Genomic DNA, 19,911 nt, shown 5'->3' with positions numbered 1-19,911 from the left:
GGTCCAGGCTAGTCGTCGCCCCTGACGGCTCCGCCGTCGTCGTTGCGCCTGACGGCTCCGCCGTCGTTGTTGTCGCTGACGGCTCCGCCGTCGTCGTTGTCGCTGACGGCTCCGCCGGTGTAGCGGGACTCCAGTTCGCGGAAACGCTCGAGCGCGTCCACGGCGCGTTCCCCGTCGCGCGCCTGGATGGCGACGACGGGCACGTACTCGTCGAACGGCAGTTCGAGGCGGGCCCAGGGGGCGCCCTGGTCGAAGAACAGCCCGCGCACGTCGGTCCACGGGATGTGTCGTTCGGCGACCACGTTGCGGACGGAGACGCCGTCGGCACCCGCCCGCAGCCGTGGGCGGGTGAACAGCAGGACGCCTCCGGTGAGCACGACACCGATGGCGAGGATCGCGATCTGGTCGACGACCCGCAGGTTCACGCCGGTGTCGCCGCCCCCGCGGAGCACGAGCGCCGCGAAGATGTGGATGGCCATGACGACGACCGCCGCCACGACGACCCAGCGCCGCATCTTCTCCGGGCGTACCTCGAGATCCCAGCCGGTCTCGTCGCGGGTCAACGCGCCGCCTTCCGCAGCCGCCGCAGGGTCACGGCGGTGTCGAGCGCGGCTGCGCAGGCCTGGCCGCCCTTGTCTTCCGCGGAGCCGGGCAGACCGGCGCGGTCGCGGGCCTGCTGTTCGGTGTCGGTGGTGAGAACACCGTTGCCCACGGGGGTGCCCTCGTCGAGCGCGATCCGGGTGAGGCCGTAGGTCACGGCGTCGCACACGTACTCGAAGTGCGGTGTGCCGCCGCGAATCACCACGCCGAGCGCGACGACCGCGTCGTGGGTGCGGGCGAGCTGCTGCGCGACGACGGGAAGCTCGATCGCTCCGGCGACCCGCTCGAGGGTGACGTCGGTGACACCCGCCTGCTCGGCGACACGCTGTGCGCCTGCGATGAGGGCGTCGGAGATCTCGGTGTGCCAGCTGCCGGCGACGATCGCAAGGCTCAGCCCTGCGGCGTCGGCGAGCTGCAGGTCGGGCAGGCCTTCGCCGCTCATCAGGCGTCTCCCTCGTCGAACTCGTCGAGACCGATCAGGTCGTGGCCCATGCGATCGCGCTTCGTGCGCAGGTACGAGATGTTCTCGCGGTTCGCGCGCAACGGCATCGGGACACGTTCGGTGATCTGCAGGCCGTAGCCGTCGAGACCGACGCGCTTGGCCGGGTTGTTGGTCAGCAGCCGCATCGACGAGATACCGAGGTCGACGAGGATCTGAGCGCCGATGCCGTAGTCGCGGGCGTCGGCGGGCAGGCCGAGTTGCAGGTTGGCGTCGACGGTATCGGAGCCGGAGTCCTGCAGCTGGTAAGCCTGCAGCTTGTGCATCAGGCCGATGCCGCGTCCCTCGTGGCCACGCATGTAGAGCACGACGCCGCGGCCTTCCTCGGCCACCATCTCGAGGGCGGCGTCGAGCTGCGGACCGCAGTCGCAGCGCAGCGACCCGAAGACGTCGCCGGTCAGGCATTCGGAGTGCACACGCACGAGCACGTCGGAGCCGTCGCCGTCCGGGCCGGCGATGTCGCCGCGGACGAGCGCGACGTGTTCGACGTCGTCGTAGATGCTCTGGTAGCCGACGGCCGTGAAGTCGCCGTGCCGGGTGGGGATGCGGGCCTCGGCGACGCGCACGACATGCTTCTCGTGCTTGCGGCGCCACGCGATGAGATCCGCGATCGAGATCAGGGCGAGTTCGTGTTCGTCGGCGAAGACCCGCAGTTCGTCGGTGCGCGCCATCTCGCCTTCGTCCTTCTGCGAGACGATCTCGCAGATGACGCCGGCCGGTCGCAGGTCGGCCATGCGCGCGAGGTCGACGGCGGCCTCGGTGTGCCCGGGCCGGCGCAGGACGCCGCCCTCCTTGGCGCGCAGCGGCACCACGTGACCGGGACGCGTGAAGTCCTGGGCGGTGGAGTTCGGGTCGGCGAGCAGCCGCATGGTGGCGGCGCGGTCGGACGCGGAGATACCTGTGCCGATGCCTTCCCTCGCGTCGACGGTGACCGTGTAGGCGGTGCCGTGCTTGTCCTGGTTGACGCTGTACATGGGAGGCAGACCGAGACGGTCGCAGTCCTCGCCGTCCAGGGGCACGCACAGGTACCCGGACGTGTAGCGGACCATGAACGCCACGAGTTCCGGCGTTGCCTTCTCCGCGGCGAAGATGAGGTCGCCCTCGTTTTCACGGTCTTCGTCGTCGACCACGACGACCGCCTTACCGGCGGCGATGTCGGCGACCGCGCGCTCGATGGTGTCGAACCTCGTCACTTCCCTGGACTCCAACTCTCGTATCCGGACGACTCGTGCTCCGCGTCCACTGTCGATCTCCACAGTACGACGCGTCAGCGCGCGTTCTGCAGGCGCTCCACGTACTTGGCGATCACGTCGACCTCGAGGTTGACGAGGGTGCCCGGCTCGGCGGTGCCGAGCGTCGTCAGCGACAGAGTGGTCGGAATGAGCGAGATCTCGAACCACTCCTGTCCGCGTTCCCCTCCGAGACCCGAGACCGTCAACGAGACACCGTCGACGGTGATCGATCCCTTTTCGACGACGTAGCGGGAGATTTCGGCCGGGAGCGAGATGCGCACCACAGTCCAGTTCTCCGAGGGTGTGCGGGAGACGACGGCTCCGGTGGCGTCGACGTGGCCCTGCACGAGGTGGCCGCCGAGGCGACTGTTCAGCGCGGCGGCGCGTTCGAGGTTGACGGAGCTGCCGAGCGTGAGCTGTCCGAGCGACGACCGGTTCAGCGTCTCCTGCATTACATCGGCGGTGAAGGACCCGCCGTCGAGGACGTCGACGACCGTCAGGCACACCCCGTTGACCGCGATCGAATCGCCGTGCTCGGCGTCGGAGGTGACCAGCGGTCCGCGCACGGTGAAGCGTGCCGAGTCGGCGAGGTCCTCCTTCGCGACGATCTCACCGAGTTCCTCGACTATGCCGGTGAACATGTTCCGCTCCTTAGCTCCCGATCCGCGACCGGGTCCGATTCGGTTGTCCCGGTCCGGGACGAGTGTCAGTTGTCCCGGTCCGGGACGAGTGTCAACAGAATGTCCGAGCCGACGGTCTCGACCCGTTCCCGGCGGAACCGTAGCGCGTCGGAGATCGTGCCCACCCCGGCATCCTCGACGGCGGCCTCGCCGGCTCCGAGCACGACGGGCGCCAGGTATGCCTGGATGCGGTCGACGCAGCCCGCTGCGAGGAAGGCGCCCGCGAGCCGGGGGCCGCCTTCGAGCAGCACGTCGGGTCGGTCGCCGAGCGCGTCGAGCACCTCCCCGATGTCGTGGGTGCGCAACACCAGCGTCGGCGCCGCGTCATCGAGAACTCTTGCGGAGGTGGGGATCTCACGCATACCGATAACGACCCTCAGCGGCTGGTGCGGCGCGAGTTCGCCGTCGGGCAGACGGGCGGTCAACCACGGGTCGTCGGTGAGGACGGTGCCGGTTCCGACGATGATGGCGTCGAGCCGGCTGCGCTGGTCGTGCACGCGCGCACGCGACTCGGGACCGGAGATCCACTTGCTCGTGCCGTCGGCGGCCGCGCTGCGACCGTCCATCGACGCGGCGTACTTCCACGTCACGTGCGGCCGGCCGGTGTATTGCCGGTGCAGCCATGCCCGCAGCGGGCCGCGGGCGACGGTCTCGGCACCGAGACCGGGATGCACCGTGATGCCCGCGGCGCGGAGGGTGTCGGCGCCGCCCCCGGCGACGGGATTCGGATCGGCGACGGAGTAGTACACCGTCGCGATCCCCGCCTCGATGAGGGCCTGCGCGCACGGGCCGGTGCGGCCGGTGTGGTTGCACGGTTCGAGGGTGACGACGGCGGTTCCGCCGCGCGCGCGTTCGCCCGCGGCCTCGAGTGCCCGGACCTCCGCGTGTGGACCGCCGGGTGGTGCGGTGGCCCCGACACCTGCCACCGCGCCGCCCGCGTCGAGGATCACCGCTCCGACAGGCGGGTTGGGGCTGGTCGTGCCCCGCACGGCCTCCGAGGCGTCGAGCGCGAACTGGAGGGCTTCGGCGATCTCGGGTGCGGTCACGGCGCGAGCGTCAGGTGCGGGGACGCAGCCCCGGCCTGCGCCCGCAGTTTGCGGACCGCCTCACCGGGATCGGCGGCGCCGTAGACGGCGGACCCGGCGACGAAGCAGTCCACACCGGCTTCCGCGGCGGCCTCGATGGTGTCGGTGTTGATGCCACCGTCGATCTCGACGAGCAGACGCAGTTCACCCGAGTCGACCAGGCGACGCACCTGACGGGCCTTGTCGAGGACGTCCGGGATGAAGGACTGACCACCGAAGCCCGGCTCGACACTCATCACGAGCAGCGTGTCGAATTCCTTCAGGATCCCGAGATAGGGCTCGATGGGGGTGCCGGGCTTGACGGACAGCCCGGCCTTGCCGCCGGCCGCGCGGATGTCGCGGGCCACGGCGACCGGGTCGTCGGTCGCCTCCGCGTGGAAGGTGACGTTGTGGGCACCGGCTTCGGCGTAGGGCGGAGCCCATCGACCGGGGTTCTCGATCATCAGGTGACAGTCGAGCGGGATGTCGGTCGCCTTCAGCAGCGACTCGACGACCGGGAGACCGAGCGTCAGGTTCGGAACGAAATGGGCGTCCATGACGTCGACGTGGAGCCAGTCGGCACCGGCGACGGCCTGCGCCTCGTCGGCGAGACGAGCGAAATCCGCGGACAGGATGGACGGAGCGATCATCGGGTGGGCCACAACCGACGAGTCTAGTCGGCGCCCTCCACCGGGTCGGACCTGCGTCGCACCCGCCGCACGCAGCCGAACCCGGCCGGGAATCTCCGATCTCGAGCGCATTGGTGCCATCAAGTGGCCGCAATACCCGGAAGGCTGGCAGTCACCTACGAACTACGAACTCGAGGATCATCGTGACCGATCTCCATCACCGCGAATCCCTCCCTCCCCGTCCGGACGGATCGAACACCGTCGACACCTTCCTGATCTCCGACGGAGCAACCGAACTCGTCGACTTCCTCGTCGCCGTCTTCGAGGCCGAGGAGGTGCCCGAAGCGCGCACCCTCGACCACGACGGGCTCCTCCTCCACTCGGAGGTGCGGGTCGGCGACTCCGTGCTCGTGGTCGCCGACCGGAAACCGGACTGGCCCTTCACCCCCGCCTTCGTACGGGTCCACGTGCACGACGTCGATGCCGTCCTCGAACGCGCCACGCAGCACGGCGCGGCGATCGTCACACGGCCTACGGACTTCTTCGGCGATGTCCTCGCCCGGTTCTCGGATCCGTCCGGCAATCTCTGGTGGATCCAGCGGCACGATCCCGGCGCCGACACATCCGCGTGGACGGACGATGCGGCAGCGGACGAGTCGCCGGACTGGTCGCACATCGCGAGTCCGGAACTCGGGTACATCCACTCGACACTCACCGAAGCCGTTCGTACCCTGCGGGATCCACGGTCTCGCGCAGTGTGACCGGCGGTCGCCGGACCGGCGCCGCGGGTCGTCAGACCAGGCGGGCGAGGGCGTCGAAACGATCGATGTCCTCGCGGTGGCAGACGTGGCTTCCGGCGGTGAGCAGTGCCGCGGTGCCGCAGGCGATCCCGAGAGCAAGCGCGTCCCGCAACGATCGTTCCTGCAGCAGTCCGACGACGAGTCCGGCGACCATGCTGTCGCCGGCGCCGACGGCGCTGCGCACCTTGGCCGCCAGGGCCGGCACCCGCACGGCCTCGTCGGCGGTCACCATGATCGCCCCGTCTGCGCCGAGCGAGACGACCACGATCTCCGTGACACCGGAGGTGACGAGTTCGCGCGCGGCCGCGATCTGCTCGTCGTCGGTGGCCAGCTCCCGCCCGGTCCACTCGCACAACTCGTCCAGGCTCGGTTTGACTAGGTAGACACCCGAATCGATGCTGGTCAGCGCATCGCCCGACGAGTCGAGGACGAACCGCGCGCCGGCCTCGTGCGCCGCCGCCGCGATGCGTCGGACGAAGGTGCCGGGTACACCGGGCGGGAAGCTGCCGCTCGCCACCACGTACTTCGCGCCTTCGGCGACCTTCTCGAGTGTCGCGAGGCAGCGTTCCTGCTCCTCGTCCGTCAGCTCGGGACCGGGTGTGACGAAACGGTATTCCTGACCGCTGCGACGGTCGATCGCCGTGAAGCACTCTCGGGTGGACCCGGTGATCGGGACGATGTGTTCCTCGACGTCGTCGTCGTCGAGCAGACCGCTCATCTGTTCACCTCGCGCACCACCGGCCGGATAGACGGCGGCGGCCGAGGCACCGAGCACGCGCGCGACCTTCGCGACGTTCACTCCTCCCCCGCCGGCGTCGTAGAACGGTTCGTCGCAGCGGAGCTTGCGGGTGGGCACCACCGCGTCGGTGAAGGTCGTGACGTCGAGTGCCGGGTTCATGGTCAGGGTGACGATCTCGGGCATGACCGGAACCCTATTCGGCCCCGGCCGGCCGCGCGCGGAACTGCATCACGCCGCCGCCCGGTGCTTGCGCTTCTTCGCCCGGCCCTTGCTGCGACTCGCCACGGCGGAGCCGAGCATCAGCAGACGCATGGACCGCGCGGCGGCGTCGACGAGCAGGTCGTGACCGTTGGCGACGGCGTCCTCGAGGCGCATCGGGACGGGGATGATCGACGCGATCGCGCCGATTCCGACGTCGTGGACGTCGCGCGCCCCCTCGCCGAGCGACCCAGCGATGGCGAGCACCGGCACCCCGGCGCGCTGGGCGCGGCGGGCGACCTCCGCGGGCACCTTGCCGCGCGGGGTCTGGACGTCGATGCTGCCCTCGGCGGTGATGATCAGATCGGCGCGCGCGATCAGGGAGTCGAGATCGATACCGGACAGGCCGCTGTCGAGCAGCACGTCGAACCGGGAGGCGATCCGGGCGCCGATGCCCGCGGCCAGACCGGCACCGAGGCCGCCTGAGGCGCCGGTGCCCGCCCCGAACCGCACATCCAGCCCGTGTGCCCGCCCGTCCCGTTCGAGCACCTTCGCCCAGCGCTCCAGAGCGGCGGACAGCTCCTCGACCTGCGCGGGTGTCGCGCCCTTCTGCGGGCCGAAGGCCCGAGCGACACCGGTCGGCCCACACAGGACGTTGTGGACGTTGCAGGCCAGGACGATCTCGGTGTCGGCGAGCGCCGGGTGCAGATCGTCGAGATCGAGACGCGCGGCGCGCGCGAGGTGCCGTCCCCCGTCGGGCAGTTCGTGGCTGTCGGCGTCGAGGATCCGGGCGCCGAGTGCTCGCAGTGCCCCGGCTCCGCCGTCGCTGGTGCCCGAGTCGCCGCAGCCGATGACGATGCGGCGGATGCCGTCGTCGAGTGCCGCGGCAACGAGTTCACCGACCCCGCGGGTGGTGGTGGCACCGGGATCACGGCGATCGGTGGGCACGAGACGAAGGCCGGCGGCCGAGGCCATCTCGACGACCGCCGTCCCGCGGGTGACACCACCGAGACGCGCCCAGCTCGCCCGCACCGGCTCGCCGACGGGACCGGTCACGGTGACCGGGACGAGCGTGCCGCCGGTGGCCTCGGCAAGGATCTCGGCGGTGCCCTCCCCACCGTCCGGAACAGGCACGAGGTCGACGGCAGCGCACGGCAGAGCCCGGCGGACTCCCGCACCGATCGCAGCGGCGACGCTGCGCACATCGAGACTCTCCTTGAAACCGCTGGGTGCGACGAGCACGCGATGAGGAACCTTCAAAGCCATGACGACTCCGATCGTGAAACGGGACAGACCGTGGAACGGGACAGACCGTGAAACGGGACAATGGGGGAGGGAACAGGGATCAGACGAACAGCGACAGGCCGAGCAGCGGCCAGACGAACCACGCGAACAACAGGACCAGCGCGGCGAGGAGCGGGCCGAGCCGCGCTGCCAGGCGCAACAGGTCGGAGGTCGAGTAGGTGGATGTGCCGGGCACGTCCGCGAACAGCGTCACGGGCTTGGCCGACGACGGCAGGGTGTGGCAGAAGCCTGCGGCGGCCGTCGAGACGAAGGCCGCGGCGAGCGGATCGACACCTGCGCTCGGGGCGAGTGCCACCACGACGGGAACGAGAACGGCGGAACGGGCCGAGCGCGACTGGATGACCAGGTGCGCCGCAGCGGAGATCACGACCACGACGACCACGAACAACGGACCGGCATCCTCTCCGCGCGAGGTGAGCGGGCCGAAGGCCGTCGATGCGAGCCAGTCCGCCGCGCCGCTCGTCGTCAGCGCGGTACCGATCGACAGCGTTGCCGCCATGAACAGCAGCAGAGGCCACGGCACGGTCTTCAGCGCAGGCGCGAGACGCACGGAGCCGTACCGCGGGGAGGTCGCGACGAGCGCACCGAGCAGCGCCACCACCGCCGGGTGGATGCCGTGTACGGGTTCGGTGCACCACAGCACCATCACCACGACCAGCAGAAGGGCGGCGCGGGATTCGGCGACGGAGAGCGGCCCGCAGACCGGGGTGTCGGCCTGCGCGCCGATGTCGGCGGCGGTGACGGTGCGGCGTCCGCGCCGATCGTCGGTGGAGGTGAACAGCAGCAGCACCAACTCGGCGGCGGCGTGCGACGAGACGATCGCCAGCGGCAGGCCGAGGATCATCCAGGTCGCGAAGTCGAATCCGGTGCCGGTCGCCGTGACGAGGATCTGCGAGGTGATCAGGTGCGCACCGGCGCCGAGCAGCGACGCCACCGCCGACAGCAGGATCACCGTGGGGAAGAGCAACGCGAGTGCCCGCACCAGTCGTGGCCGGTCTGCGAGGACCGTCGCGAGCGCGACGAACACCGGGAGCACCAGTGCGGCGCGACCGGAGGTCGACGGGACCGCGAACGCGGTGACGATCAGCGCGGCCGTCACCAGGTGCACGAGCGCCCGCGGGCTGTGCGCCCCCGTCACCAGGAAGGCCGCGCCCCGCGTCGCCAAACCCGAGGACGCGACACCGGAGGCGATCACGAAAGCGGACAACAGGAGCCACACGACGTCGTCGCCGAGGGTCGCGAACAGTGCCTCCGCGTCGATGACCCCGACGACCGTGAGGGCCGCGGCAGCGCCGAGCGCCACATAGGTGTCGTCGATCCTCGTGAACACCCACAGCCAGACGGCCACGACGAACACGATCATGGTGACGGCGGCCGGTGGCGTCAGGTCGGGGTCGGTGCGCGTGAGATACACGAGGAGACCGACGGTGCCGGCGAGTATCCCGACCGCGACGATCCGGCCGGGCGTCGGGGCGGTGTGTCTGCGCGGCGGACGCTGCTGTGGCGCAACGGAGCTCGGCGGGACGGTGGCGTGGAAGGTCATCGCAACCGGTACCCCGCTCCGCGGATCGTCTCGACCCGGTCTCCCCCGATCTTGTTGCGCAGTGCGCGCACGTAGACGTCGACGACGTTGGACGCGGGATCGAAGTCGTATCCCCACACGTGCCCGAGGATCTGTTCGCGGGAGAGCACCTGCCCGCGGTGACGCAGGAAGACCTCGAACAGGGCGAACTCGCGGCTGGTGAGATCGGCGCTCTCCCCTGCGATCTCGGCGCGTCGGGCCCGCAGGTCCAGAGCCATGTCGCCGTCGCGGATCACCGCTGCCGGATCGGCAGCCGAGCTGCTGTCGCCGATGCGCAACCGGATGCGGGCGAGCAGTTCGGCGAACTGGAACGGTTTGCTCACATAGTCGTTGGCACCGCCCTCGAGCCCCGCGACGGTATCGGTGACGCTGTCTCGCGCGGTCAGCACGATCACGGGGGTCCGCACACCTTCACCGCGCAACCTCTCGAGGACGGTGAAGCCGTCCATGCGGGGCAACCCGATGTCGAGGATCACCAGATCGAAGGCGCCACTGCGAGCGAGCATCAGGGCGGTCTCGCCGTCGGTGGCGTCGGTGGTGGTGTATCCCGCTGCGCGCAGCCCCTTCTCGAGGAAGGCGGTGATGCGGGTGTCGTCTTCGGCGATGAGGATTCTGCTCACTGCGATGCGGTCCTTCGAGTCTCGGCTGTACCGGGGGAACCGGCCGTGCCGGTCGTGCCGGTGGTTCCTGCGGGGTCTCGTAGGGGGAGGTCGATGCCGAAGGTCGCGCCGTGCCCGACCGCGCTCTCGACCCAAGCCGAGCCGTGGTGCGCGTCGGCGATGGCGCGGACGATGGCGAGTCCGAGGCCCGCCCCGCCTCGTTCGGCGGCGGGTCCGTGCCGGTCACCGGGGACGGTGCGTCCGCGGCGGAAGCGTTCGAAGATGCGTGCCGCGTCGTCCGGAGCGACCCCGGGTCCGGTGTCCCGGACCCAGATCCGGAGGTGCTCGGTGCCGTCGTGCTCGACGAAGACGGATCCGAGCTGGATGACGTCCCCAGGGTGGGTGTGCGTGACGGCATTGGTTGCGTACTGCAGCACGGCCTGGGTGACGCGTTGGGCGTCGATGTCGGACATGCCCTCGGCGATCTCCATGAGCTGCCAGTCGCGGGTGCCGAGCATCTGCGCCTTGGCCTCGACGTCGAGCATGAGGTCGGTGACGTCGACCGGTCGTCGCTGCACGAAGTCGGGGCGCTCGGCCTTGGCGAGGACGAGCAGGTCGGTGACGATCCGCGCCATCCGGTCGAGTTCGTCCTCGACGAGCCGGATCGTCTCCTCGCGCGTCGCGTCGTCGGCGTGACCGAGATCCATGAGTTCGAGGTGCCCGCGGATCACGGTGATCGGTGTCCGCAGTTCGTGGCCGGCGTCGTCGACGAACTGCTGCTGCGTGGTGTAGGCCTGTTCGAGGCGGTCGAGCATCGAGTTGAAGGTCTGTGCCAGTGCGGCGATGTCGTCGCGTCCGTGCACGGGCACCCGACTCGTCAGATCCTTCTCGCCGATGGCGGCGGCCACCTCGCGCACCTGGCGGATCGGGGCGAGGATCTGTCCCGCGACCAGCCAGCCGATGATCGCCGTGAGACCGAGGCCGCCGATCGCGACCAGTCCGATGGTGCGGGCGGTGTCGGCGACCTTCGCGCGCTGCTCGGCGGTGAACACGGCGACGATCAGCGCGCCCCGGTCGTCGCCGGAGGTGACGTCGGCGCGGGCCCAGCGCATCTGTCCACCGTCCACCTCGTGGACGCCCGAGCCGGTGGGGGCGTTGAGGATGCGCTCGAACATCACACCGTCCTCGGTGAGGTTCGCCGGCAGGTCGGGCCGGTCCACCGCGATACGGCGGTCGAAGAGCAGCGAACCGTCGACGACGCCGACGATCACCTCGCCCTCCGAGGTGTGCTGGCGGTTGAGATAGACCTCGAGCATCCGCTCCACGGAGGTGAACGGGAACGTCGTGGTGGGGTCGACGCCCTCGGCGGCGAATGCCCGGAATTCGTCGATCTCCTGAGTGATGTCGGCATTCGCATCTCGGTCGACGTGGTTGAGGAGCAGCACCCGCGCGGTGACGACGACGGCGACGAGCGCGACGGCCGTGGTCAGCAGGATCCAGCTGAGGATGCGCCACCGGGCAGGGAGAGCGGATCCGCGACCGGGGTGAGGGATGCGGAGGTGACCGGTGCGCTCCGTCCCGGCCGGCTTCCCGGACTCAGCCGTCATCGTCGTCCCAGTCGTCGTCCCCACTGTCGTCGCCGTCGTCGTCCCAGTCGTCGTCCCACTCGACCTGAGGGGTCGGCAGGGGCTGACGCGCGACGTCGGACCAGCCCGGATCGGGAACCGGGGCCGGCACGACGGCAGGCGGGGATGTCTGCGTGCCGGGGACCGACGGTGCGGACGCCGACTCCTGCTCGGGTTCGGGTCGTACCTCGGGCGCCTCGGCCCCGGGGGACGGCGCCGCGGGCTCGGTCGTGGTCGGCACGACGGAGACGGTGACCGATGCATCACCGATCTCGGGGGAGCCCGCCGGTCGTGTCAGGGCCTGGCTCCCCCACGCGAGGGCCGCCGGGATCAGCAGCAGCGCTGCGATCACGAGCATGCGTTTCATCACCGGCATGGAGAACAGCATCCTGCACCGGAGTGAATCGATCGTGAAGACCGGATGAGAAGACTTTCATCTTCCCCGGCGCCGGACACGACGATCCGTGTCCGGCGGTCGCGATCAGCGCTCGGGTTTACGCAGCGCAGCCATGAACATGGCGTCGGTGCCGTGGCGGTGCGGCCAGAGCTGGACTCCCGGCCCCTCCCCGACCTGCGGCACGCCGGGGACGAGTTCGCGGGTGTCGAGCTGTTCGACACCGTGGCGGCGCACCGCGTCGGACACGACGGCGACGGTCTCCGAGACGTGCGGTGAACACGTCGAGTAGAGCACCACACCACCGGGACGCAGCAGTCCGATCGCCGATGCGAGCAGTTCCTTCTGCAGCCGCACGAGTTCGGCGACGTCGCCGGGTTGCCGTCGCCACCGCGCCTCGGGACGCCGACGCAGCGCGCCGAGACCCGTGCAGGGTGCGTCCACGAGGATCCGGTCGTAGCCCGGTTCGAGTCCGGGCTCGCGCCCGTCGGCGATGTGCACGGTCACCGGCAGGTCGCGGGCGGTCTTGCGGACGAGTTCCGCGCGGTGGTCGACCGGTTCGACCGCGTCGACGGCGAACCCGTCGATCGCGGCGATGGCGCCGAGCAGCGCCGCCTTTCCGCCCGGTCCCGCGCACAGGTCGAGCCAGCGGCCCCGGTCCTCACCGACGAGGGGTGCGAGGGTGAGGGCACGTGCGACGAGCTGGCTGCCTTCGTCCTGGACTGCGGCCATGCCTTCCCGGACGGGTTCGAGGCGGCCGGGGTCGCCGTGCTCGAGGTGCACCGCATAGGGCGACCACGGTCCGAGCTCACCGCCGGTGACGAGCGCGAGTTCCTCCGCGGTGATAACCCCGGGCCGGGCGACGAGGTGGACGATCGGGCGCGCGTCGTCGGCGGCGAGGACGTCGGCGAGTTCGGAGGCATCCGATCCGAGCGCGTGGGCGAACGCTTGCGCGATCCACAGGGGGTGCGCGTACCGGAAGGCCAGGTGACCCACCGGGTCGCGGTCCGGGTCGGGGGCGAGCAGCGTGATCCACTCCTCCTCCGAACGCTCACCCACACGACGAAGCACCGCGTTGACGAAACCTGCTCGGCCCGATCCGAATTCGGCCCGGACGAGGTCGACGCTCGTGGCGACGGCGGCGTGCGGGGCGACGCGCGTGCGCAGCAACTGGTAGGCACCCAGACGCAGTACGTCGAGCAGCGCGCCGTCGATCTCGTCGACGGGACGGTTCGCGGCGTCGGCGATCACGGCGTCCAGCAGGCCTCGCGCGCGGGCCGCGCCGTAGGTGAGCTCGGTGGCCAGGGCGGCGTCGCGCGCGTCGAGATGCCGCTCCCGGAGCAGCGACGGGAGAACGAGATTGGCGTAGGCGTCCCGTTCGCGCACGGCGCGCAGCACGTCCCGCGCGGCGACGCGTGCGGGGTCGGCGGGAGGCTTCCACGGTCGGGGGGCGTGTTCGGACGCCGGATTGCGGTTCGGCTTCCCACCGCCGCTGCGTCTCCCGCGACCTGCGGGGTTCCGTCCTCCGGCATTGCGCTTGCCCCGCGGGGGCCTGCCGGATTCGCTCATCGCGCACGCACCTTCGGGTCGAGACGGGCGCCGCGCGCCCAGTCCGTGGCTGTCATCGCCTTCTTCCCGGGCGGTTGCACCGTCCCGAGCCGGACGGCAGTGGTAGCGGTACCGACGAGCACGCCGTCCTTGCGGATGTCGAGCTCACCGGGTTCGAGGGTCTCGTCGGTCACCGTCACGGGACCGATCTTCACGCGCAGGTCGCCGATCATCGTCCACGCACCCGGAGCGGGCGTGACGGCGCGAATTCGCCGGTCGACGACGTGTGCGGGGAGTGTCCACTGGACCTGGGCGGCCTCGACGGTGATCTTGGGCGCGTGCGAGACACCGTCGGCCGGCTGCGGTGCGGGCGTGAGGATGCCGTCTTCGAGGCCGTCGAGGGTGGATTCGAGCAGCGTCGCACCGGCCTCGGCGAGGCGGCCGAGCAGGTCGCCGGCGGTGTCGGTGGGACGGATCGTCTCGGTGACGACGCCGTAGACCGGACCGGTGTCGAGGCCGGCCTCGAGCCGGAAGGTGCTCGCTCCGGTGATCTCGTCACCGGCAGCGATCGCCGCCTGCACGGGCGCCGCGCCGCGCCAGGCGGGCAGCAGCGAGAAATGGAGGTTCACCCATCCGTGCACAGGGATGTCCAGGACGTCCTGCGGGATCAGGGCGCCGTAGGCCACCACGGGGCAGCAGTCGGGTGCGAGTTCGGTCAGTCGCGCGACGAACTCGGGGTCGCGCGGCGAGCGCGGCGTGAGGACCTCGATGCCGTGTTCGTCGGCGATCTGCCCCACGGCGGATCGCACGACCTTCCGGCCGCGACCGGCGGTGGTGTCGGGGCGGGTGACCACCGCGACGACCTCGTGGCGTGACTCGATGAGGCGGAGCAGCGACGGGACGGCGGGTTCCGGTGTTCCCGCGAAGACCACGCGCATGTCAGAGCACCGCCGAGCAGGAGGTGGGGTGCGCTGCGTGTGGACTGTGCGGGGATGTCACGGATGCTGCTCCAGTTTTCGACGGCGATGACCTCTCACAGTCTAGGGAGTCGACGTCGTGCGACCTGCATCACCGCGCCGGGCGGTCACCTCGCGGAGGCCGGCACCGGAGAGCATGGAGCTCAGGCGTCGGAGCCCGAGCGCCCGCGCTCAGGTGTTGGACTGGAGGATCAGTTCGGGGATACCGGTGCCGAGCGCGACGGTGGTGCACTCCCCGATCGCGTACCGGTCGGGGTCGAGCGCGTGCCGCGCGAGCTGCAGCGAGAAGGGGTCGTAGACCATGTTGAAGTGGCCGGTCAGATCTTGCGGGCACAGCTCCTGGATCACGTGATTGACGGCGCCCTCACCATGGAGTGCGACATTGCCGGCGGGCTGGATGACCTCGTCGACCTCGCTACCGATGGTCGTGTAGCGCACGCCGGGCACGGTGTCGGTGGGTGTGTTGAGTTCGGTGAGCAGTTCCGACCCCTGAAGCTGCTGCACGAGGGCGACGGAGAACTCGCCCTCGACGATGTCGGTCGCTCCGGGCAGCGCGGCGACGGCGGCCCCGATGCCGTAGAAGGTGCCTCCGTAGCTCGGCGACGCGATCCCCACCCACCGGTCGACGACCTCGCCACCCCCGAGTTCGTTGATGTAGTAGCGGGCCACCGTGGCTCCCTGTGAGTAGCCGACGACGTCGACCTCCTCCGCACCGGTGGCGTCGAGGACCTCGGTGACGAACTCACCGAACTGTGCTGCGGAGACGCGGATGTCGCCCGTGCCGTAATCCTCGGCACCGTCGGCGAACCCGTAGTTCAGGGCGAATACGCACCAGCCTGACGCGGCGAGCAGCGGCGAGAGCGCAGCGAAGTCGGAGTAGGCGTTGGAATCGGTGCCGTGCGCGAGCACCACCGGATGAGGGCGCTCCTCGGACGGCACGCACGCGAAGTCGTTGCTACCGGCGGGGGCGACATCGGGGTTGTTCTCGGCGTATTCGGCCGCTTCGGCGTGCCCGGTGGCCACCGGTCCCGCCGGGACGGGCACGCTGCTGTACGACCCTTCCCCGAGACCGAGGATCGGTCCGTCGTCGGACGGGAGCGGCTGCGCCGCCGCTGCGCCCACAGTCAGTGCCGCGGCACCCACAGTCAGCATCGCGACGACACACGCTCCGACGACACCACCGACACTCCGCCCGGCACCCATTCGTCCGCCCTCTCCTCCTGCGCCTACCCGGCACCTACGGAAGTAGATCGGTCACAATCACCGGCTCCGTTACTGTGACAAATAATATCCCCGGCAACGCGTGTCGCTGTCGTCCGTATGTACGGCAGCAGCCGGCGGGTCTTGCTCTCGGTCCACGCCGGATCGACACTGGGAACAGCCTCCGTCGACGGACACTCCACCGATCCCGACGGATCCGCCGATACCCGAATCATGGGAATCGCGCACTCCGCCCTCCGCCGCGACCTCCTCCGCATGAGGTCGCCACCTCGACGAAGACATGGCAGCAGACCCACCGAGTGGCCCTCGCCCACCACGTGTTGTGCATGATGGATTTCCTTCACCATCACCACTGGTCCGAGGACCGTGGACTCTATCCGCGTGTGATGCAGTGCAATCCCGACGCGGCACCGCTCGTGGAGAGGATGAACGCCGACCACCGCACCATCGAGCCTGCGATCGCCCCAGTCGAGGAGGCGGCACGCGATCTCCGCGCCGACCGCCCCGGCTCCGGCGAAGCACTCGGTGCAGCACTGTCCCGCTTGTCCGAGGTTCTGCTCCCCCATCTCGAACGTGAGGAGCGGGAGATGATGCCACTGGTCTCGACCAGCATCACCGACGCGCAGTGGCGCGTGGGACCAGGAGTTCAATATCGAGCCGAAGGGGATGCAGCAGCTCGGCAAGGAAGGGAACTGGCTCATCGACGGTCTCGACGACTCCTCGCGCGATCACGTCGTGCACCTCGTGCCGCCCGTACCGCGTTTCGTCCTGCTGCGCATCCTGGGCATTCGACATCGCCACGACTTCGCGGCGCTGTGGAAGGGTACGGACGCCGCATCCATTCCGTCGCAACCGATTCCGAAAGCGGCCTAGGCCGGCAGCGGAGATCCGCGCCCCCTCCGCGGCCGGGTCAGCCGATACGCGGCGGATCCACCTGAACCCGAAGCGGACCGTCCGCGCGACGCGCCGTGCGGGTGGCCTGGGCGTCGCGCAGGGCGCGACCGAGTGCGCGACCGCGCTCGCGTGCGACCCGCACGATCATCCGGTGCACGTCCTCCGGTTCGGGTCCCTCGGATCCGAACGGCAGTCGTTGCCCCGGCGGGAGCGGCACGGGCCCGAGCACCTCGGCTCCCTCGGGCAGGTGTGTGGCCTCGAGCAGTTCAGCGACCGCCGCGGACGACCCGTCGATCGCGGCCATGTGGACCGCGGGCGGGAAACCGACCTCGGCTCGTTCGGAGACCTCGGACTGGGCGTGTCCCACAGGATCCCAACGCACGAGCGCCTGCACGGTGGGGATCCCGGAATCGGCGACGACCACGACCTGTCCCCCGTCGGCGAACGACCGTACGAGCGCCGATGCGGTGAGCCAGCGGCGCATCGTCTCCTCGGTGGCGCGCAGATCGGCACGGCCGAGCAGGGCCCACCCGTCCAGGAGCAGCGCCGCCCCGTAACCGCCCTCGGCGACGGGTTCGGCGCCCACGGTGGAGACGACGAGCGACGCCGAACCGGGCACGGTGTGCTTGACGTCGTTGCCGCCGGAGGTCACGACCGGCACGCCCGGGAAGGCGCGGCCCAGTTCTTCGGCGGTGCGAGCCGCCCCGACCACCACGGCCCGCAACGAGCGCGCGCCGCACGCGTGGCAGCGGTGACGCGCATCGGCGACACCGCACCAGCGGCATGCCGGGATCGCGGCACCGTCGGGACCGGCCGCCGTGGGCAGTGCGAGCGGGCCGTTGCAGTGCCGGCAGCGGGCGGGTGCCCGGCACTTTCCGCACGCGAGCGCGGGCACGTATCCGCGCCGCGGTACCTGCACGAGCACCGGGCGGTCGACCGCGAGAGCGGATCGGGCGGCGGCGAACGCGATGGCAGGCAGTCGCGCGGCACGCGCGGCCGGATCCCGTGCGAGTGCGTGGTCGCTGTCGGCGAGGGCCGTGACCTTCGGCGCGCACGCCCGTACGACGTCGCGGGGTGCCACGAGATCGTGTGCCCAGCCGGCCTCGACGAGCGCCTGGGTCTCCGCGGTGCGGGCGTGCCCGGCGATCACGATGGCGGCACCGACCGCGTGGGCGCGCAGAGCAGCCACTTCGCGGGCGTGCGGATACGGGGACCGTGGTTCGCAGTGCAGGTCGTCGCCGTCGTCCCATACCACGAGGAGCCCGAGATCGTGGGTCGGCGCGAAGACGGCGGCCCGGGTCCCGACGACGATGCGCGCGGATCCGCGCAGCGCCGCAAGCCAGCGTCGATACCGTTCGGCCGGTCCGAGGCCGGCGGCGAGGCCGACGACGTGATCGGCCCCGGCGACGTCTGCACACGCCTTCACGAGACGGTCGAGGTCACGCTGGTCGGGAACGACGAGCACGGCCGCCTTCCCCGAGGCGAGGGTCAGTGCGGCGAGTTCGGCGAGCCGTCGGGGCCAATCCTCACCGGGCAGCGCCTGCCAGGACGCGCGCGGGGCGCGGCCGCCGCCGAGCGCTTCGAGGAAGTTCTCGCCGTGCCGGTACCGGCCCCACGCGGCAGGATCGATCTCCGGAACAGGCGGAGGTTCCGGTGGGCGCGACGCCTCGGCTTCGACACGTGCGTGTCGCGGAGGTACCGCCAGACGCAGCACGTCGGCCCGGGTCCCGGCATAGCGGGTCGCGACTTCCTCTGCCAGAGCAGCGATCTCGGACGTGAGGACCTGCTCGGACGAGACGACGCGGTCGAGTCGGCCGAGCTTGCCGGTGTGATCGCTCGTCGCGGCGCGTGCGAGCAGGAAACCGTCGACGAGACGTCCGGCGAAGCGGACGCGGACGCGGACGCCCGGGCGGGCGTCCGCGTCCAGGTCGCGCGGGATCAGGTAGTCGAACTCCCGGTCGAGGTGCGGAACCGGTAGCAGCGGGAGAACCCGCGCAACCGGATCGACCTCGGCGGCGTCGAAATCAGCAGCCACCCGGGCCCGATCGGAATCTACAGGCCGGCGGCCGCGCGCAGCTTGTCGGCGCGGTCGGTGTTCTCCCAGGGCAGGTCGATGTCGGTACGGCCGAAGTGGCCGTACGCAGCGGTCTGCGCGTAGATCGGGCGCAGCAGGTCGAGATCACGGATGATCGCGCCCGGGCGCAGGTCGAAGACCTCGCCGATGGCCTGCTGGATGCGGGCCGGGTCGGTCTTCTCGGTGCCGAAGGTCTCGACGAACAGACCCACCGGAGCAGCCTTGCCGATCGCGTAGGCGACCTGCACCTCGATGCGGTCGGCGAGACCGGCGGCGACGGCGGTCTTGGCGACCCAGCGCATCGCGTAGGCGGCCGAACGGTCGACCTTCGACGGATCCTTGCCGGAGAACGCGCCACCACCGTGGCGGGCCATGCCGCCGTAGGTGTCGACGATGATCTTGCGGCCGGTGAGGCCGGCGTCGCCCATCGGGCCGCCGAGGACGAACGATCCGGACGGGTTGACCAGCAGACGCACATCGGCCGTGTCGAGATCGGCCAGGTTCGGGTCGGCGAGCACCGCGTCGACGACGTGGGTGCGCAGATCCGGCGCGAGCAGGTTGTTCAGATCGATGTCGGCGGCGTGCTGCGTCGAGATGACGATCGTGTCGAGACGGACGGGCTTGTCGCCGTCGTACTCGATGGTGACCTGGGTCTTGCCGTCGGGACGCAGGTACGGCAGAACCCCCGACTTGCGGACCTCGGTGAGCCGGCGCGACAGGCGATGTGCGAGAGAGATCGGCAGCGGCATGAGTTCGGGCGTATCGGAGCAGGCGTAGCCGAACATCAGGCCCTGGTCGCCGGCGCCCTGGCGGGCGACCTCGTCGTCGGTGAGCACACCGCTGCGCGCCTCGTGCGAGACGTCGACGCCGCCGGCGATCTCGGGCGACTGCGCGCCGATCGCGATGTTGACACCGCAGGAGTTGCCGTCGAAGCCCTTCGACGACGAGTCGTAGCCGATCTCGAGCACCCGATCGCGGACGATCTTGGGGATGTCGGCGTATGCCGAGGTGGTGACCTCACCGACCACGTGCACCTGGCCCGTGGTGACGAGGGTTTCCACCGCTACCCGGGCACGAGGATCCTCGGTGAGGAGCGCGTCGAGAACCGAGTCGCTGATCGCGTCACAGATCTTGTCCGGATGCCCTTCGGTCACGGACTCACTGGTGAAAAGACGACCGCCGGTCTTGCTCACGAAACTCCCTCTCGACTGTGCGCCAGGCGCTGGACGGACAAACCGTATGGAGCATGCG

General features: G+C 70.4%; 19 protein-coding genes and 1 pseudogene. 3 read left to right on the top strand and 17 right to left on the bottom strand.

Annotated features, from left to right (window positions below; translation table 11 throughout):
* Window positions 1–8: 8 nt before the first annotated feature.
* From BO226_RS07165 to rpe, 6 genes are all read right to left on the bottom strand, one after another.
* A complete protein-coding gene (locus BO226_RS07165; RefSeq protein ID WP_071934890.1) occupies window positions 9–563 on the bottom strand; it encodes a PH domain-containing protein in 555 nt (184 codons plus the stop codon).
* Window positions 560–1,042 carry a 6,7-dimethyl-8-ribityllumazine synthase gene (gene ribH, locus BO226_RS07160; protein WP_006551470.1) on the bottom strand — a complete coding sequence of 161 codons (483 nt, stop codon included), beginning with the start codon at window positions 1,040–1,042 and terminating at the stop codon, window positions 560–562. Before ribH ends, BO226_RS07165 begins: the two co-directional genes overlap by 4 nt.
* Entirely contained in the window at window positions 1,042–2,292 is a 1,251-nt protein-coding gene (locus tag BO226_RS07155) for a bifunctional 3,4-dihydroxy-2-butanone-4-phosphate synthase/GTP cyclohydrolase II (protein WP_006551469.1), read from the bottom strand. The genes ribH and BO226_RS07155 overlap by 1 nt, the downstream gene beginning before the upstream one ends.
* A 74-nt stretch (window positions 2,293–2,366) precedes the next feature.
* Complete coding sequence (locus BO226_RS07150) at window positions 2,367–2,972, bottom strand: riboflavin synthase (protein ID WP_024100797.1); 606 nt, start codon at window positions 2,970–2,972, stop codon at window positions 2,367–2,369.
* Between the two features lie 65 nt (window positions 2,973–3,037).
* Window positions 3,038–4,057: a bifunctional diaminohydroxyphosphoribosylaminopyrimidine deaminase/5-amino-6-(5-phosphoribosylamino)uracil reductase RibD gene (ribD, locus tag BO226_RS07145; RefSeq protein WP_071934889.1), complete on the bottom strand. Its 1,020-nt coding sequence runs from the start codon at window positions 4,055–4,057 to the stop codon at window positions 3,038–3,040.
* Window positions 4,054–4,737 (bottom strand): ribulose-phosphate 3-epimerase, encoded by a 684-nt coding sequence (gene rpe / locus BO226_RS07140; RefSeq protein ID WP_006551466.1) that lies wholly within the window; start codon window positions 4,735–4,737, stop codon window positions 4,054–4,056. Before rpe ends, ribD begins: the two co-directional genes overlap by 4 nt.
* A gap of 170 nt (window positions 4,738–4,907) precedes the next feature.
* Here rpe and BO226_RS07135 point away from each other — a divergent pair, with 170 nt between their 5' ends.
* Complete coding sequence (locus tag BO226_RS07135) at window positions 4,908–5,465, top strand: VOC family protein (RefSeq protein ID WP_071934888.1); 558 nt, start codon at window positions 4,908–4,910, stop codon at window positions 5,463–5,465.
* 31 nt (window positions 5,466–5,496) lie between these two features.
* On the opposite strand, the gene BO226_RS07130 is transcribed toward BO226_RS07135, so the two are convergent.
* The 9 genes from BO226_RS07130 to BO226_RS07090 form a co-directional block, all read right to left on the bottom strand.
* Entirely contained in the window at window positions 5,497–6,426 is a 930-nt protein-coding gene (locus BO226_RS07130; RefSeq protein ID WP_006551464.1) for a 1-phosphofructokinase family hexose kinase, read from the bottom strand.
* 45 nt (window positions 6,427–6,471) lie between these two features.
* On the bottom strand, window positions 6,472–7,707 hold the full coding sequence (locus BO226_RS07125) for a glycerate kinase family protein (RefSeq protein ID WP_071934887.1): 1,236 nt from the start codon (window positions 7,705–7,707) through the stop codon (window positions 6,472–6,474).
* A 79-nt stretch (window positions 7,708–7,786) separates the two neighbouring features.
* Window positions 7,787–9,289: an SLC13 family permease gene (locus BO226_RS07120; RefSeq protein ID WP_071934886.1), complete on the bottom strand. Its 1,503-nt coding sequence runs from the start codon at window positions 9,287–9,289 to the stop codon at window positions 7,787–7,789.
* Window positions 9,286–9,948, bottom strand: coding sequence for a response regulator transcription factor (locus BO226_RS07115; RefSeq protein ID WP_006551461.1), 663 nt, complete (start codon window positions 9,946–9,948; stop codon window positions 9,286–9,288). The genes BO226_RS07120 and BO226_RS07115 overlap by 4 nt, the downstream gene beginning before the upstream one ends.
* Window positions 9,945–11,534, bottom strand: coding sequence for a sensor histidine kinase (locus BO226_RS07110; RefSeq protein WP_071934885.1), 1,590 nt, complete (start codon window positions 11,532–11,534; stop codon window positions 9,945–9,947). Before BO226_RS07110 ends, BO226_RS07115 begins: the two co-directional genes overlap by 4 nt.
* Window positions 11,524–11,928 carry a hypothetical protein gene (locus tag BO226_RS07105; protein WP_232238068.1) on the bottom strand — a complete coding sequence of 135 codons (405 nt, stop codon included), beginning with the start codon at window positions 11,926–11,928 and terminating at the stop codon, window positions 11,524–11,526. The genes BO226_RS07110 and BO226_RS07105 overlap by 11 nt, the downstream gene beginning before the upstream one ends.
* 105 nt (window positions 11,929–12,033) lie before the next feature.
* Window positions 12,034–13,515 (bottom strand): RsmB/NOP family class I SAM-dependent RNA methyltransferase, encoded by a 1,482-nt coding sequence (locus BO226_RS07100; protein WP_071934883.1) that lies wholly within the window; start codon window positions 13,513–13,515, stop codon window positions 12,034–12,036.
* A complete protein-coding gene (gene fmt / locus BO226_RS07095) occupies window positions 13,512–14,432 on the bottom strand; it encodes a methionyl-tRNA formyltransferase (RefSeq protein WP_071934882.1) in 921 nt (306 codons plus the stop codon). Before fmt ends, BO226_RS07100 begins: the two co-directional genes overlap by 4 nt.
* A 210-nt stretch (window positions 14,433–14,642) precedes the next feature.
* A complete protein-coding gene (locus tag BO226_RS07090; RefSeq protein ID WP_006551456.1) occupies window positions 14,643–15,674 on the bottom strand; it encodes an esterase/lipase family protein in 1,032 nt (343 codons plus the stop codon).
* Between the two features lie 344 nt (window positions 15,675–16,018).
* On the opposite strand from BO226_RS07090, the pseudogene BO226_RS27965 reads away from it, so the two are divergent.
* Together BO226_RS27965 and BO226_RS27960 are read left to right on the top strand one after the other, a co-directional pair.
* Window positions 16,019–16,234, top strand: a pseudogene (locus BO226_RS27965) (hemerythrin domain-containing protein); the annotation flags it as partial.
* Between the two features lie 124 nt (window positions 16,235–16,358).
* Window positions 16,359–16,565 (top strand): hypothetical protein, encoded by a 207-nt coding sequence (locus BO226_RS27960; RefSeq protein ID WP_232238155.1) that lies wholly within the window; start codon window positions 16,359–16,361, stop codon window positions 16,563–16,565.
* Window positions 16,566–16,602: 37 nt separating this feature from the next.
* Here BO226_RS27960 and BO226_RS07080 read toward each other — a convergent pair whose 3' ends face one another.
* Together BO226_RS07080 and metK are read right to left on the bottom strand one after the other, a co-directional pair.
* A complete protein-coding gene (locus BO226_RS07080; RefSeq protein ID WP_071934881.1) occupies window positions 16,603–18,621 on the bottom strand; it encodes a primosomal protein N' in 2,019 nt (672 codons plus the stop codon).
* Window positions 18,622–18,638: 17 nt separating this feature from the next.
* Complete coding sequence (gene metK / locus BO226_RS07075) at window positions 18,639–19,853, bottom strand: methionine adenosyltransferase (protein ID WP_024100789.1); 1,215 nt, start codon at window positions 19,851–19,853, stop codon at window positions 18,639–18,641.
* Window positions 19,854–19,911 lie beyond the last annotated feature (58 nt).

The sequence above is a fragment of the Rhodococcus sp. 2G genome, from assembly GCF_001886355.1.
Lineage (GTDB): Bacteria > Actinomycetota > Actinomycetes > Mycobacteriales > Mycobacteriaceae > Rhodococcus > Rhodococcus pyridinivorans.
This window is presented reverse-complemented; position numbering and strand designations above follow the sequence as displayed.

Bases quoted from the DNA above. Each gene is read 5' to 3' on its own strand.
- ribH (WP_006551470.1), bottom strand. From the start codon at position 1,042: ATGAGCGGCGAAGGCCTGCCCGACCTGCAGCTCGCCGACGCCGCAGGG.
- BO226_RS07150 (WP_024100797.1), bottom strand. From the start codon at position 2,972: ATGTTCACCGGCATAGTCGAGGAACTCGGTGAGATCGTCGCGAAGGAG.
- BO226_RS07130 (WP_006551464.1), bottom strand. From the start codon at position 6,426: ATGCCCGAGATCGTCACCCTGACCATGAACCCGGCACTCGACGTCACG.
- BO226_RS07125 (WP_071934887.1), bottom strand. From the start codon at position 7,707: ATGGCTTTGAAGGTTCCTCATCGCGTGCTCGTCGCACCCAGCGGTTTC.
- BO226_RS07120 (WP_071934886.1), bottom strand. From the start codon at position 9,289: ATGACCTTCCACGCCACCGTCCCGCCGAGCTCCGTTGCGCCACAGCAG.
- BO226_RS07110 (WP_071934885.1), bottom strand. From the start codon at position 11,534: ATGACGGCTGAGTCCGGGAAGCCGGCCGGGACGGAGCGCACCGGTCAC.
- BO226_RS07105 (WP_232238068.1), bottom strand. From the start codon at position 11,928: ATGCCGGTGATGAAACGCATGCTCGTGATCGCAGCGCTGCTGCTGATC.
- BO226_RS07100 (WP_071934883.1), bottom strand. From the start codon at position 13,515: ATGAGCGAATCCGGCAGGCCCCCGCGGGGCAAGCGCAATGCCGGAGGA.
- fmt (WP_071934882.1), bottom strand. From the start codon at position 14,432: ATGCGCGTGGTCTTCGCGGGAACACCGGAACCCGCCGTCCCGTCGCTG.
- BO226_RS07090 (WP_006551456.1), bottom strand. From the start codon at position 15,674: ATGGGTGCCGGGCGGAGTGTCGGTGGTGTCGTCGGAGCGTGTGTCGTC.
- BO226_RS27960 (WP_232238155.1), top strand. From the start codon at position 16,359: ATGCAGCAGCTCGGCAAGGAAGGGAACTGGCTCATCGACGGTCTCGAC.